Source organism: Enterobacter sp. E12 (assembly GCF_014596715.2).
GTDB classification, from domain to species: domain Bacteria; phylum Pseudomonadota; class Gammaproteobacteria; order Enterobacterales; family Enterobacteriaceae; genus Enterobacter; species Enterobacter bugandensis.
Genome location: NZ_CP115601.1, coordinates 2,421,396 through 2,435,618 on the forward strand (window position 1 = coordinate 2,421,396; position 14,223 = coordinate 2,435,618).

At 55.2% G+C, this 14,223-nt stretch carries 14 protein-coding genes; 11 read left to right on the plus strand and 3 right to left on the minus strand.

Translation table 11 applies throughout. The annotated features are described in order from the left end of the window. Positions 1-14 precede the first annotated feature (14 nt). Positions 15-443, minus strand: coding sequence for an OsmC family protein (locus IB212_RS11520; protein WP_028013230.1), 429 nt, complete (start codon positions 441-443; stop codon positions 15-17). 115 nt (positions 444-558) lie between these two features. On the opposite strand from IB212_RS11520, the gene IB212_RS11525 reads away from it, so the two are divergent. After that, entirely contained in the window at positions 559-1,518 is a 960-nt protein-coding gene (locus tag IB212_RS11525) for a hypothetical protein (protein ID WP_041909874.1), read from the plus strand. A 7-nt stretch (positions 1,519-1,525) separates the two neighbouring features. Here the strand turns inward: IB212_RS11525 and IB212_RS11530 are convergent, their stop codons facing one another. Then, complete coding sequence (locus tag IB212_RS11530) at positions 1,526-2,401, minus strand: LysR family transcriptional regulator (protein WP_041909872.1); 876 nt, start codon at positions 2,399-2,401, stop codon at positions 1,526-1,528. A 110-nt stretch (positions 2,402-2,511) separates the two neighbouring features. Here IB212_RS11530 and IB212_RS11535 point away from each other — a divergent pair, with 110 nt between their 5' ends. From IB212_RS11535 to adhP, 8 genes are all read left to right on the plus strand, one after another. Then, entirely contained in the window at positions 2,512-3,363 is an 852-nt protein-coding gene (locus IB212_RS11535; RefSeq protein WP_041909870.1) for a Vmh family MBL fold metallo-hydrolase, read from the plus strand. 233 nt (positions 3,364-3,596) lie between these two features. Beyond that, positions 3,597-3,812 carry a biofilm-dependent modulation protein gene (bdm, locus tag IB212_RS11540; protein ID WP_028013234.1) on the plus strand — a complete coding sequence of 72 codons (216 nt, stop codon included), beginning with the start codon at positions 3,597-3,599 and terminating at the stop codon, positions 3,810-3,812. 95 nt (positions 3,813-3,907) lie between these two features. Further along, positions 3,908-4,045, plus strand: coding sequence for a stationary-phase-induced ribosome-associated protein (sra, locus tag IB212_RS11545; protein ID WP_008501714.1), 138 nt, complete (start codon positions 3,908-3,910; stop codon positions 4,043-4,045). Positions 4,046-4,221: 176 nt separating this feature from the next. Further along, positions 4,222-5,919, plus strand: coding sequence for an NAD-dependent malic enzyme (locus IB212_RS11550; protein WP_028013235.1), 1,698 nt, complete (start codon positions 4,222-4,224; stop codon positions 5,917-5,919). A gap of 248 nt (positions 5,920-6,167) precedes the next feature. Then, on the plus strand, positions 6,168-6,653 hold the full coding sequence (locus IB212_RS11555) for an Hcp family type VI secretion system effector (protein ID WP_041909869.1): 486 nt from the start codon (positions 6,168-6,170) through the stop codon (positions 6,651-6,653). Then, a complete protein-coding gene (locus IB212_RS11560; RefSeq protein ID WP_071993720.1) occupies positions 6,650-7,132 on the plus strand; it encodes a DUF2778 domain-containing protein in 483 nt (160 codons plus the stop codon). The genes IB212_RS11555 and IB212_RS11560 overlap by 4 nt, the downstream gene beginning before the upstream one ends. Positions 7,133-7,655: 523 nt before the next feature. Next, complete coding sequence (locus IB212_RS11565; RefSeq protein WP_041909868.1) at positions 7,656-9,368, plus strand: ABC-F family ATP-binding cassette domain-containing protein; 1,713 nt, start codon at positions 7,656-7,658, stop codon at positions 9,366-9,368. A gap of 196 nt (positions 9,369-9,564) precedes the next feature. Beyond that, positions 9,565-10,575 carry an alcohol dehydrogenase AdhP gene (gene adhP, locus IB212_RS11570; RefSeq protein ID WP_041909867.1) on the plus strand — a complete coding sequence of 337 codons (1,011 nt, stop codon included), beginning with the start codon at positions 9,565-9,567 and terminating at the stop codon, positions 10,573-10,575. 43 nt (positions 10,576-10,618) lie between these two features. Here the strand turns inward: adhP and IB212_RS11575 are convergent, their stop codons facing one another. Continuing rightward, positions 10,619-11,125 (minus strand): Rrf2 family transcriptional regulator, encoded by a 507-nt coding sequence (locus IB212_RS11575; protein ID WP_041909866.1) that lies wholly within the window; start codon positions 11,123-11,125, stop codon positions 10,619-10,621. 130 nt (positions 11,126-11,255) lie between these two features. Between IB212_RS11575 and IB212_RS11580 the strand changes: the two genes are divergently transcribed. Both IB212_RS11580 and IB212_RS11585 read left to right on the plus strand, forming a co-directional pair. Next, complete coding sequence (locus IB212_RS11580) at positions 11,256-12,458, plus strand: NAD(P)/FAD-dependent oxidoreductase (RefSeq protein ID WP_188245606.1); 1,203 nt, start codon at positions 11,256-11,258, stop codon at positions 12,456-12,458. 140 nt (positions 12,459-12,598) lie between these two features. Then, positions 12,599-14,218 (plus strand): TIGR04028 family ABC transporter substrate-binding protein, encoded by a 1,620-nt coding sequence (locus IB212_RS11585; protein WP_188245605.1) that lies wholly within the window; start codon positions 12,599-12,601, stop codon positions 14,216-14,218. Positions 14,219-14,223 lie beyond the last annotated feature (5 nt).

Sequence of the window (14,223 nt, forward strand, 5' to 3'; positions counted from 1 at the left end):
AACCCGGCTGTGATTTAGTTAAGCTTATAGTCCAGGGTAATTTCGGCCTTGAGCAACTGCGACACCGGACAGCCCGCTTTGGCTTTCTGAATAATGCCGTCAAACTGCTGTGGCGCAATGCCCGGTACGGTGACCTTACTTTGCAGCGCAACCTTAGTGATGGCAAATCCGCCATCGGTTTTATCCAGAGAGACATCCGCGGTCGTATCAATCGAATCAGCGGTATAGCCCGCTTCACCCAGCATCAGCGACAGCGCCATGGAAAAACAAGCCGCATGTGCCGCGCCGATCAGCTCTTCCGGGTTGGTCCCCTTTTCACCCTCAAAGCGGGTGTTAAAGCCGTAAGGCTGTTGGTTGAGAACGCCGCTCTCGGTGGAAACCGTTCCTTTCCCGCGCTTAATGTCGCCAGACCAGTGTGCCGAACCGTGCTTATGAATCGTCATTCTTGCTCTCCTTTTGGCTTACAAAGGGTTAAGTATAGACTACACATCTGACACGCCCTGGAACACAGACGATTCCGTGTCTTTCACCTGCTGTACCGACAACAAGGATAATGATATGACGCTAAAAATCAGGATGGCCGTCGCGGTAGCCACGCTGGCTCTCTCTCTTTCTTCACTGGCCAAAACGCCGGAAAACTTTATCTATACCAGCTCAGGCGACCTCGACGCGGCGCTCCCGCTGGTTGCGCGTGGCGACATCGGCGGCGTGCAGATCGTGTACAACTGGCGCCAGCTTGAACCCGAGAAGGACAGCTATGACTTCTCGCGGATTGAGCAGGATCTGGCGCGTCTTAAGGCCGCCCGGAAAAAACTCTTTATTCAGATCCAGGATCGTTTCTTTGAGCCGGACGCCCGCTACGTCCCGGACTATCTGATGCACGATAAGCAATACAGCGGCGGGATTGCGCCGCAGTTTGATAACCCCGGCGAGGGCAAGCCTGTCGGCGCGGGATGGGTAGCGCGTCAGTGGGACCCCACGGTGCGCCAGCGCTACCAGGCACTGCTGGCAGCGCTCGCAAAACGCTTTGATGGCGAGGTGTATGGCGTAAACCTGCCTGAAACCGCGATTGATATTGACGAGAAAAATCCGCCAGCGGGCTTCACCTGCGATAGCTATTTCGCGGGTGAGATGGAAAATTTGGCCTTTGCGCGCAAGGTTTTTCAGAAATCACATGTGGTGCAGTACGTGAACTTCTGGCCGTGCGAGTGGGATAACGACCACAACTATATGGGACGTCTTTTTGCGTATGCCATCGCCAACAATATCGGCCTGGGCGGGCCGGACATTGTGCCCAACCGCAAGGCGCACATGAAGAATGCCTATCCCTTCTTCCATAAAAATAAACAGGCGCTGCCGCTCATCGCCATGGCGGTTCAGGAGCCGACTCTGACCTATAAGGATCCTCAGACCGGAAAACCGTTCACCAAAGCCGAGTTTGTCCGCTTCGGCGAAAATTATCTCGGGGCCAATATTATTTTCTGGAGCACGGCCTCTCCCTGGCTAAAGGCAAAATAATCGCCCCTCAGGCAAGGTGGCGGGACAGTTCGTCAAGAAACACGCGCAGCGCGGCAGGCTGGTATTCCCGTGACTGATAAATGCCGTGGATGGCAAGCGGTTTCGGCTCCAGCGACGCCAGTACCGGCACCAGTAATCCCTGCTCAAGCGCGGCGCGCGCTTCGCGCTCCGGCAGCATGGCGATGCCGCAGTGCTCGATCGCCGCGTTCATGAGCAGTGAAGAAATACTGGCGCTCAGGTTGCCGCTGACGGCCACGCTCAGGCTTTCGCCTTCCGGCGTCAGGAAGTGCCAGGACTGCCCGGCGAAAAAGCTGTAGTGCAGGCAGTTATGCTGCGCCAGTTCTTCGGGGCTGACGGGCGTGCCGTGCTGTGCCAGATACGCCGGCGAGGCGCAGAGCACCGATCGACACTCCCCCAGCCGGCGGGCGATCATGCCGGGCTCCGGGTTGTCGGTAATGCGCACCGCGATATCAATGCGCTCTCCCACCAGGCTGACCGGATGGTTGTTCACGTCCAGCTCGATGCGCAGCTGCGGATAGCGCGAGAGCAGGCCGGGCAGGACCGGCGCAATCAGGTGCATGGCGGTAAAGTGCGCGCAGGCTACCCGCAGCGTGCCGGACGGCAGATCTTTTTCCGACTGACCTTCGATTTCCTGCGAGATCTGCGAGAGCGTCCGCGTTTTTTGCAGCACCTTTTCCCCTGCCGCCGTCAGCGTCAGCTTGCGCGTGGAGCGGTTTACCAGCCGCGTCCCCGCCCACTTCTCCATTTGTTCAAGGTAACGGCTCACCATCGGCCGGGAAATGCCCAGCGCGCGGGCGGCCGCGCTCAGGCTTCCCAGCTCGCATATCCGGTTATAGACCTGAGCGGCAATAACGCGATCCATATAAGCTCCATCTGCTCGATTTATGAAACTAAGCATGTCTTGTTTCAGGAATTCTGGCAAATGAGAATATCCGTACAATAGAAACATTCCTGAACAACAGAGACAACAGCATGAAACTCACTCATATTGCCCTGCTTTCCACCCTTTTCGCTCCGGCCGTTTTTGCCGCGCCGTTGACGATTGATACCTATAACCCGCAGGAAAAAGGCATTTTCGCGGTCTCCTCCACGCTCGTTTCCGGCCCGAAAGAGGCGGTGCTGTTTGACGCGCAGTTCAGCGTGAAGGATGGCGAAGCGCTGGTAGAGAAAATTCGCCGCAGCGGTAAAACGCTGAATAAGATTGTGATCACCTCCGGCGATCCGGATTTCTATTTTGGCCTGCAGCCGCTGGTGAAAGCCTTCCCGAATGCCAAAGTGGTGGCCACGCAGCAGGTGGTTGACCATATTAAGGCCACCAAAGACGCCAAGCTCGCCTTCTGGGGCCCGCAGATGAAAGACGGCGCGCCAACGGAACTGGTGGTGCCGCAGGTGCTCGCCTCCACCACCTTTATGATTGACGGGGAAAAGGTCGATATCGAGCAGCCGGACAGCTATGCGGCCTACGTGTGGATCCCGTCCGTGAAAACCATCCTCGGCGGCACCGGGGTCTCCTGGGGGATTCACGTCTGGACGGCTGATACCCAGACGCCGGCTCGCCGTCAGCAGTGGCAGCAGACCCTGGACAACATGGCCGCGCACAGGCCGGAACGCGTGATACCGGGCCACTACCTGGGCACGCCACCGTCCGGAACCGGGGCTATTGATTTTACCCGTGGCTATCTGCAGCATTTTGAACAGGCGTTGTCGGCACATAAAAACTCTGCGGGCGTCATCGGTGCACTGAAAAAACAGTATCCGGATCTGGCAGAAGAGAGTTCTCTTGAATTAAGCGCCAAAGTGAATACCGGCGAAATGAAGTGGTAATTTAAAAACGGCTCCTGCTATATTCCCGCGATAGCAGGAGCACCTGCCATAATATCCGCACTGCCTCACGCCAATATATCCCTCCGTTTTAAAAGCACATAAAAGCATGCACTTATGTCATTTTTATTTCTAAGATGAATCTGAGACACAACCGGGGAAATATTTGCCATTCTGTTTATGAATTAAATTTTTTGCGAGCCGTACCATTAAACAGACAACGACACGGAGGCAGCATGTTTACTTATTACCCGGCTAATACCACAGCAGCACAACCTGAGCTCGTTAACGCGATTGCGCAGGGTCTTCACGCCGAGCACGGTGCTGTGACTGAAGATGACATTTTAATGGAACTGACCAAGTGGGTGGAATCCACGGATAATGACATCCTCAGTGACATCTACCAGCAGACCATTAACTACGTCGTCAGCGGGCAAAGCGCACCTTTGTAAAAACCTGCTAAGCTGGATCTGCAACCTAAGGGGTTACATTTCGTTTGCGAAAGCAAACTGGTCCTTAAAACTATCAACAGGATTGAGGAGTTAACATGAAATCGAACCGTCAGGCACGCCACATTCTGGGACTGAACTACAAGCTTTCAAATCAGCGCAAAGTGGTGATTGAAGGTGACCACGAAACGCAAGTCACTCACGCCACCGGCAGAAAACGCCACGCGGGCAAGTAAGTTCCAGACTGAGATCCAGAACACCATCGGCAAAACCGATGGTGTTTTTGTTTATGTGTTGCGGTAATTAATATTTAGCTCCTTTATAATACCGCCTGACCGCACCCCGTAGCACAGGCCAGAAAGATGACAAACAGCAGTGTCAGGGACGGATCTTCAAAAAAAGAGTGAGTGACATGGACAACAAACTGAAAAAACATCGTTCCTTATATATCCCTTATGCCGGCCCGGTTTTACTCGAATTCCCCCTGCTCAACAAAGGCAGCGCCTTCAGCATGGAAGAGCGCAGCAGCTTTAACCTGCTTGGCCTGCTGCCGGAAGTGGTTGAAACCATTGAAGAGCAGGCAGAGCGCGCGTGGATCCAGTATCAGGGCTTCAAAACCGAGATCGACAAACACATCTACCTGCGCAACATCCAGGACACCAACGAAACCCTCTTCTATCGCCTGGTGCAAAACCATCTCGAAGAGATGATGCCGGTGATCTACACCCCAACGGTGGGTGCGGCGTGCGAACGCTTCTCTGAGATCTACCGTCGCTCACGCGGCGTCTTTATCTCTTATCAGAACCGTCACAACATGGACGACATTCTGCAGAACGTGCCGAACCACAATATTAAAGTGATTGTGGTGACGGACGGGGAACGTATTCTCGGCCTCGGCGACCAGGGCATTGGCGGGATGGGGATCCCAATCGGTAAACTCTCTCTCTACACCGCCTGCGGCGGCATCAGCCCGGCGTACACCCTGCCGGTGGTGCTGGATGTCGGCACCAACAACCAGCAACTGTTGAACGATCCGCTGTACATGGGCTGGCGTCATCCGCGTATTACCGACGACGAGTACTATCAGTTTGTCGACGATTTCATTCAGGCCGTGAAGCACCGCTGGCCGGACGTTCTGCTGCAGTTTGAAGACTTTGCGCAGAAAAACGCGATGCCGCTGCTGAACCGCTATCGCGATGAGATCTGCTCCTTTAACGACGACATCCAGGGCACCGCAGCGGTGACCGTGGGCACGCTTATCGCCGCCAGCCGCGCAGCCGGCAGCCAGCTGAGCTACCAGAAAATCGTCTTCCTGGGCGCAGGCTCTGCGGGCTGCGGCATCGCCGAGCAGATTATCGCCCAGACGCAGCGCGAAGGCTTAAGCGAAGAGCTGGCCCGCTCCCGCGTCTTTATGGTGGACCGTTTCGGCCTGCTGACCGACGGCATGCCGAACCTGCTGCCGTTCCAGACCAAGCTGGTGCAGAAGCGCGAGAACCTGAAGAACTGGGACACCGACAACGAAGTGCTCTCCCTGCTGGACGTGGTGCGCAACGTGAAGCCGGATATTCTGATCGGCGTTTCCGGGCAAACCGGTCTCTTCACCGAAGAGATTATTCGCGAGATGCACAAGCACTGCGAGCGCCCTATCGTGATGCCGCTTTCTAACCCGACCTCCCGCGTGGAAGCGACGCCGCAGGACATCATCGCCTGGACCGAAGGTAACGCGCTGGTTGCCACCGGCAGCCCGTTCGATCCGGTGGTATGGAAGGATAAAACCTATCCGATCGCCCAGTGCAACAACTCCTATATCTTCCCGGGCATTGGTCTGGGCGTGATCGCCTCCGGCGCGTCCCGCATTACCGATGAGATGCTGATGTCAGCGAGCGAAACCCTTGCGGGCTATTCGCCGCTGGTCAACAACGGCGAAGGGCTGGTGCTGCCGGAACTGAAGGACATTCACAAGGTGTCGCGCGCTATCGCGTTTGCGGTGGGTAAAATGGCGCAGCAGCAGGGCGTGGCGGTGAAAACCTCTGCCGACGCGCTGCAGCAGGCTATTGATGATAACTTCTGGATGCCTGAATACCGCAGCTATCGCCGTACCTCGATTTAATTGGCTCCGACCCTTCCCTCTCCTCAAAAGGGAGAGGGAACGTGAACACCCTCCTCCCTTTATTTTCTTTGCCGCTTCTACAGTATTCCCCTGACCATTATTTAAAAAATCAATATTTCGACAACAATTCATATCTCATTGAAATATAAATATTTTGCATAACATTTTTTGCCTATTAAACAGTTTCTTTTAAAGGTTTAGTAACGTTCCGTATCACTAAATTCATTAATTGAAAAAGGAGTTTTGAAATGGCAATTCCGGCTTACCTTTGGCTTAAAGATGACGGCGGCGCAGATATCAAAGGCGCTGTTGATGTACAAGATCGCGAGGGAAGTATCGAGATATTAGGGTTCGGTCATGGACTGTATCTGCCAACAGATAACATGACAGGAAAAATAACGGGTACGCGCGTTCATAGTGCGCTGGTATTTGAAAAGGAGTTTGACAGTTCTAGCCCTTACTTATACAAGGCCGTGGCAAAAGGCCAAACGCTGAAAAGTGCCGAGTTTAAGTGGTACAAGATCGACGACGCGGGTCAGGAAGTCGAATACTTCAACATGTACCTGGAGAACGTAAAAGTTGTCTCAATATGCCCCTTGATGCATGACGTAAAAAACTCGGCAATGGAAAAACATAATCATCTAGAAAATGTTTCCCTGCGTTATGAGAAAATCACGTGGCAACATTGCGACGGTAATATCATCTTTGCAGACTCATGGAATGACCGTTCATGAATCTCCTGCAATGCTATTTCCACCTCAACGGCGGTAAGTACGCAACACTGTCTGTGCCCGGAGTGGGCTTTTTCCCAGCATTTTCGGGGAATGGCAATGCAACAAATCGTCCCGAAAGCGCGTCTCTACCCGACATAGGCCCTCTCCCTCCGGGCCGATATTACATACTATTACGTGGATTAGGTGGTTGGTATACTCAAACAAAGGACAGTGTAAATGCATTTTTCACGGGTTCCAATCGGAGCGAGTGGTTTGCTTTATATCGCGATGACGGATTGATAAATGATGAGACTTTTGTGAACGGTATAAGGCGAGGAGAATTCAGATTGCACCCTATCGGACCATCTGGATTAAGTAAGGGATGTATCACGCTTTACAGTCAGAGCGATTTTAAGGTTCTGGCATCAGCCTTGCTACGAACGGGAGGGCTGCAACTGGGAAACTATATGATTGCTCATGGCGTTGTGCAGGTTTATTAATGAAGGTGATACTACTGGCACTGCTATGGTGTACGGCAGTGTTTCTTTCGTTACTCACACTATATAAAGTTATTCCACCGGAAGCGCAGTACTCTATTGCGGAGCATTTTAAAATATATGGCGACGAATTGATCATGGATTTCGTTCTGTACCTTTTTTTAGGTGTTTCCGCATTCAGTGCGTCAGTTCTCACACTAGCCCTGTATGTTCTTATACGGAAAAAATAATTCTGGGCAGCACTGCTGCCCCTCTGTTTGGTATATGCAGGAAAACGTTGTATAGTGATAGTCACCTACAAACTCATAACATATAAGGAGGCCAATTATGCTGTATCGTGAAATTTTCAATGTTTCACATACATTTGGTGATCGCACCAGCTCAAGCGTTATCGGTATCGTGCTGCGATAACTTCTGCTTGAGCGAAGACACCAACCCCTGAAATCCCTTCTCTCGGGCTTACTGAGTTATCGTCAGCGATGTTTGACGAGGCATAAACATGCCTGTAACTCTTGGGTAAGCAACAATGAGCACTTTACTCACTGCACAATCTTTACGCGTTGATACGGCGTTTGGCACGCTCTTCGACTCACTCTCCTTTACGCTGAAAAAAGGCGACCGCATCGGCCTGCTGGGCGACAACGGCTGCGGCAAAAGTACGCTTTTAAAGGTGCTGGACGGAACAGATATCCCAGCCGCCGGAGCGGTAGCGCTGGCCGGGCACTGCCTGATGGCGCGCGTGGAGCAACATCTCCCGGACGCCATTTTCCCGCTGACCATGCTGGATGCCGTACTCGCGCAACTGCCTTTAGCTGAGCACGACAGCCTGCGCTGGAAAGCTGAAACGCTGCTGGCGAGCATGGGCTTCACGCCGCAGGATATGACGCTGCAATCCGCCACCCTGAGCGGCGGACAGCACACCCGCCTGCTGCTGGCGCGGGCGTTGATTCACGAGCCGGATCTGCTCCTGCTGGATGAACCCAGCAACCACCTGGATCTGCCGACCATGCTCTGGCTGGAACACTTTTTACAGAACTGGTCAGGCAGCTTCGTGCTGGTTTCGCACGACAGACAGCTGCTGGATGCCGTCACAAACGGCAGCTGGATCCTGCGTGATAAGACGCTGCACTACTTTGCCCTTCCCTGTACGGCCGCCCGTAAAGCGCTTGCAGCAAAAGACGAAAGCGATGCGCAGCGCCACAAGGCGGAGCAAAAGGAGATCGACCGCGTGACCGCCAGCGCCAAACGTCTGGCGACATGGGGTAAGGTTTATGACAACGAAGACCTGGCCCGCAAAGCCAAGCAGATGGAAAAACAGGTCGAACGACTCAAAGAAAGCCAGACCGCGCTCACGGCGGGCAGTCCATGGACGCTAACCCTGCGCGGCGACGCGCTGCGGGCGGACCGTCTGCTGGAGATGGAAAACCTCAGCGTCCCGCCTGCGCCCGGGCTACCGCCGCTGTTTAACATCGAAACGGCGCGGCTGAAAAGCGGCGATCGCGTGGCAATTGTCGGTCGTAACGGCTGCGGTAAATCGTCGCTGATGAAGCTTATCTGGCGACATTTTGTGGATGAACCGACGGACAGCGGGCTGAAAATCCATCCGCGCGTCTCGCCGGGCTACTACGACCAGACGCTGCATCAGCTGCCTGATGACGCCACGCTGATCGACGCGCTGGAACCTTTCGCTCCCGACCCGCAAAACAGGAAGATGGCGCTCATCAGCGCCGGGTTCCCGTGGGCGAGACACGGGCAAAAAGTCAGCACGCTCAGCGGCGGCGAGCGCTCTCGCCTGCTGTTCGTCGGGCTGACGCTTGCCCGATATAGCCTGCTGATGCTGGATGAGCCCACCAACCATCTCGACATGGAAGGCAAAGAGGCACTGGCGGAAACGCTGCAACAGTTCGAAGGCGGCGTGCTGCTGGTCAGCCACGATCGCCAGTTAATTAGCCAAAGCTGTAACCGTTTCTGGCTGATTGAGGACGGCTGGCTGAGCGAGTGGCACGATGCTGAAGCAGTGTTTGACCGGCTGCGTGAAAGCGCGGGGCTGGGGACATCAGCCGCGCCCGTCGTCACCGCTGGGGAGGTTCAACCCTCGCCGTACGACGATCTGCTGGAGCGGCTGATCGCGCTGGAAACGCTGCTGGAAGACGATCTGGCGCGTAAGCCGAAACATCAGAAGCCGCAGCTGCAGGCGCAATGGCGTAGAGAAATTGAGGAGATTGAAGCCCAGCTGTAAATCTGCGCCCGGCGAGCGCCTCGCCGGGCCAGCATTTTCCCCCTAAATTATTAGAGGATCGCCGTATTCTTAATCTGAAATCGAATCAAATGATGACATTATGTTGCCGCAGCCTTGCATTACCAGGCTAATGTATTAATCCTTAAGGGGTACTACACCTGCTATGCAGATTCTTATCATGAACAAGGAGATACACATGAAGGCTGCTGTTGTTACTCAGGATCATCAGGTCAATGTCACTGAAAAAACCTTACGCCCGCTTAAGCACGGAGAAGCCCTGCTGAAAATGGAGTGCTGTGGTGTATGCCATACCGACCTCCACGTGAAAAACGGTGATTTTGGCGATAAAACCGGGGTAATCCTGGGCCATGAAGGTATTGGTATCGTGAAAGAAGTCGGCCCTGGCGTGACGTCGCTGAAAGTCGGCGACCGTGCAAGCGTGGCCTGGTTCTTTGAAGGATGCGGTCACTGCGAATACTGTAATACCGGTAACGAAACCCTGTGCCGTGACGTGAAAAACGCCGGTTACTCCGTTGACGGCGGCATGGCGGAAGAGTGCATCGTCACCGCGGATTACGCGGTAAAAGTGCCGGATGGTCTGGATTCGGCGGCGGCCAGCAGCATCACCTGCGCCGGTGTCACCACCTACAAAGCGGTGAAAATCTCCGGTATAAAACCGGGCCAGTGGATCGCGATTTACGGTCTGGGCGGGCTGGGCAACCTCGCGCTGCAGTACGCCAAAAACGTGTTTAATGCCAAAGTCATTGCTCTGGACGTTAACGATGAACAGCTGAAGCTGGCCGCGAGCATGGGTGCGGATTTAACCATCAACTCACGCAGCGAAGATGCCGCTAAGATTGTGCAGGAAAAAACCGGCGGCGCGCATGCCGCAGTCGTCACCGCCGTCGCAAAAGCGGCCTTCAACTCGGCGGTGGATGCCGTGCGTGCCGGTGGCCGCGTGGTCGCCGTTGGCTTGCCGCCTGAAGCGATGAGCCTGGACATTCCGCGCCTGGTGCTGGACGGTATTCAGGTGGTAGGTTCGCTGGTTGGCACCCGTCAGGATCTGCAGGAGGCCTTCCAGTTTGCGGCCGAGGGCAAAGTAGTGCCGAAAGTGACGATGCGTCCTATCGAGGACATCAACGCCATCTTTAAAGAGATGGAACAGGGCCAGATCCGTGGCCGTATGGTGATCGACTTACGCTCGTAAACACCTTTTGCCGGGTAGTGGCTACGCCTTACCCGGCTCATTGCTACGACGAACGACGAACTGAAATCCACTCCTGAACCTCAATCTGGAAGGTGTCCGGCGCTTTTCGGTACATTTTACGCGCCAGGTCGAGAATAGTATGACGCGCGAGCTCCTCTTCCATCCGCTGCTGCGCGCTATCCATGACTGAACGTACTCCGCACGGGCCGTCGCAGGCCCAGGCAGGCGGTGCTTCATCAAACACGGCCAGCCGCTGGCGCACTTCACGACATTCGAACATGTTTTTCTCGCCGTCAATGGCATGCGCCACATCCAGCACGCTGATCAGCTCCGCCGGACGCGCCAGCTTAAAGCCCCCGCCCTTGCCTTCCGTACTGATGACCAGCCCGGCACGTGACAGGCGTGTGAAGATTTTGCCGAGGTAGTCATACGGCACGCCCTGCAAGGCAGCCATCTCCCGGACGCTCATCTCACGCTCGTTGCCCTTCGCATCCACCATACACATCAGGCTGTGAATGCCGTATTCCACACCGGAACTGTAAAACGCCATGGTTAACTCCGAATTAGTGTTCGGAGCATTATAACGATTTTTAACTCAGAAAGAAGTTGTCGGAGTTAACTCCGACAAGTATAGTGGCAGTTATGTCAGGCATGAAGCCTGGCGGGAGAAAGGATCGAATATGAAAAAGCAGATTTTAATCGTAGGCAGTGGTTTTGCGGGTATGTGGGCAGCCGTGAGCGCGGCACGCCTCTCTGAGCAGCAGGGTAATAACAGTCTGGAAATTGCGGTTCTGGCCCCCTTACCCGAACTCCGCGTTCGGCCACGCTTCTATGAGGAGAAGGTGTCAACGCTGGTCGCCCCGTTGACTGACCTGTTTGCCGAGCTTGATATCACATTCATTGCCGGATACGCGGAACAAATTGATACCACGGCAAAAACCGTTTTATACCGGATGTCCAATGGCGCGCATGCTACGGCTTCCTACGATAGGCTGATCCTCGCTACGGGCAGCCAGACCAAACGCCCACCGATTGCCGGCCTGGCTGACTATGCCTTTGACATCGACCAGCTGGAATCCGCACAGGTATTTGAGCGCCACCTTGATTCACTGGCGTTACGTCCCTCCACGCCCGAGCGCAACACCGTGGTAGTCTGCGGAGGCGGCTTTACCGGCATCGAGCTGGCAACGGAGCTACCTGCCCGACTGCGTGCCCGTTTTGGCGACAATACAGAGATTAAAATAGTCGTAGTTGAGAGAGGGCCAGTCATTGGCGGCCGTTATAGCGACGCATTGCGTAAAACAATTGCAGAGGCGAGTGAGGCGCTCGGCGTCGAATGGCGGCTGAAGAGTGAAGTTGAAGCCATTGATGCTCACGGCGTAACGCTGAAAAATGGTGAACGTATTGCTGCTGCGACCGTCGTCTGGACCGCAGGCGTCGAGGCAAATCCTCTCAGCCTGCAGATAGACGGTGAACGCGATAGCCAGGGCCGCCTGGTTGTGACAGAGACGTTGCATGTCCCCGCACTTCCTGACGTCTATGCCACCGGCGATATGGCTCACGCCAAAACAGACGATGCGGGCAACACGGCGCTGATGACCTGCCAGCACGCGATCCAGCTAGGGAAATTTGCCGGTCATAACGCTGCCGCCAGCCTGCTGAACGTTACTCCTTACCCTTATCGTCAGGTGAACTATGTTACCTGCCTGGATTTAGGCGCGTGGGGTGCGGTTTATACCGAGGGCTGGGATCAGGCCGTCAAATCCGTCCGCGACGAGGCGAAGAAGATCAAAATCGCCATCACTAATGAGCTGATCTATCCGCCATTAGCAGACAAAACGGTCGCGTTTGCCGCCGCGGACCCGCTGGCGAAATTCGTTTAGGCCCCCGCCATCGCCCCGCTGACGGGGCGTTTTTATTTTCAGTTTCCGGCAATCCTTATCTTAATTCCTTTGTTCCCTTGTTTTCCCCCGCGCCCGATGATGAATCCGACGCTAACAAGAAGATAACAAAGGAATTCACCATGCAAACCCCATTTCGTCTGCCTCTGCTGACGGCGCTGATTCTGACGACCACCGCCGCCTGGTCCGCCGATGCGCCGGTCAAAGGCGGCACGCTGATTTATCTGGAACAACAGGCGCACACCAACCTCTATCCGCCTGCCGGCGGCTTCTACCCGAACGGCGGCATTCTGAACCAGATCACCGACAAGCTGACGTGGCAAAACCCAAAGACGCTGCAGGTCGAACCGTGGGTGGCCGAAAGCTGGACCACCAACGCTGATAAAACCGAATACACCTTCAAAATTCGCCCGGGGATCACTTTCTCCGACGGCACGCCGCTGGATGCCAACGCCGTAGCAAAAAACTTTGACACCTACGGTTTGGGCAACAAGGCGCAGCGCCTGCCGGTGTCAGAAGTGATCAATAACTACGATCGCAGCGAAGTGGTCGACCCGCTGACCGTGAAGTTTTACTTCAAAAAACCGTCGCCGGGGTTCCTGCAGGGCACCGCCACGATTGGGTCGGGTCTGGTCTCGCTCAGCACGCTGAAGCGCAACTTTGAAGAGCTGGGGGATGCCCGGCATATCATTGGCTCCGGCCCGTTTGTGGTGAAGGACGAGAAGCTCGGCCGCGAAGTGACGCTCGAAGCCCGCAAAGATTACCAGTGGGGACCCAAAAATCTGGCGCAACAGGGTCCAGCCAATCTGGACGGCATCAAGTTTATCGTCACCCAGGAGGACAGCGTGCGCGTCGGTGCCCTGCTGGCAGGCCAGGCCGACTTTATTCGCCAGGTGCAGGCGTATGACGAAAAGCAGGCGACAGACCAGGGCTATAAAATCTACGCTGCCCCAACGCGCGGGGTGAACGACAGTATCAGCTTCCGCCCGGATAACCCGCTGGTCTCCGATATTCGCGTGCGCCAGGCGCTGCTGCATGCCACGAATGCAAAGCAGGTGGTCGAGACCCTCTTCTCGGCCAACTATCCGCAGGCGAAGTCGGTGATTGCCGATTCCGCCGCAGGCTTTGTCGATCTCAGCGACAAATTGACCTTTGACCCGGCAAAAGCCAACCAGCTGCTGGACGAGGCGGGCTGGAAAGCGGGCAGCGACGGGATCCGCGCCAAAGACGGCCAGCGGCTGGCGCTGACGGTATATGAATCTCTGCCGCAGCCGCAAAACAAAGAGGTGCTGCAGCTGGTTGCTCAGCAGTGGCGTCAGGTGGGCGTAGTGCTGAACGTAAAAGCCGGTGACGCAGGCAGCCGCACGCTGGATAACCTTGATCCACAGAAAACCCCGTTAACCGTCTCCGAAGTGGGCCGCGCCGATCCGGACGTAGTGAAAAGCATGTTCTACCCCGCTAACCGCGACGCGCTGCTGCAAAAAGGCGGCTCCAGCGACAAGGTCAAAAACTTCCGTGACGACAAGCTGAATGCGCTGCTGGTAAATATCTCCTCAGAAGTCGATCCGCAAAAACGCCTGCAGCTGACCGGCGATGCCCAGCGCTACCTGCTGGATAACGCCTATGTCATTCCGATTTTCGAGGAGCCACAGGTCTTTGCCGGTGCGCCGTGGCTAAAAGGCGTCAATTTTGAAGCGGTCGGCCGCCCGTCGTTCTACGGCGCTTGGATTGAGAAACACTGAGGAGC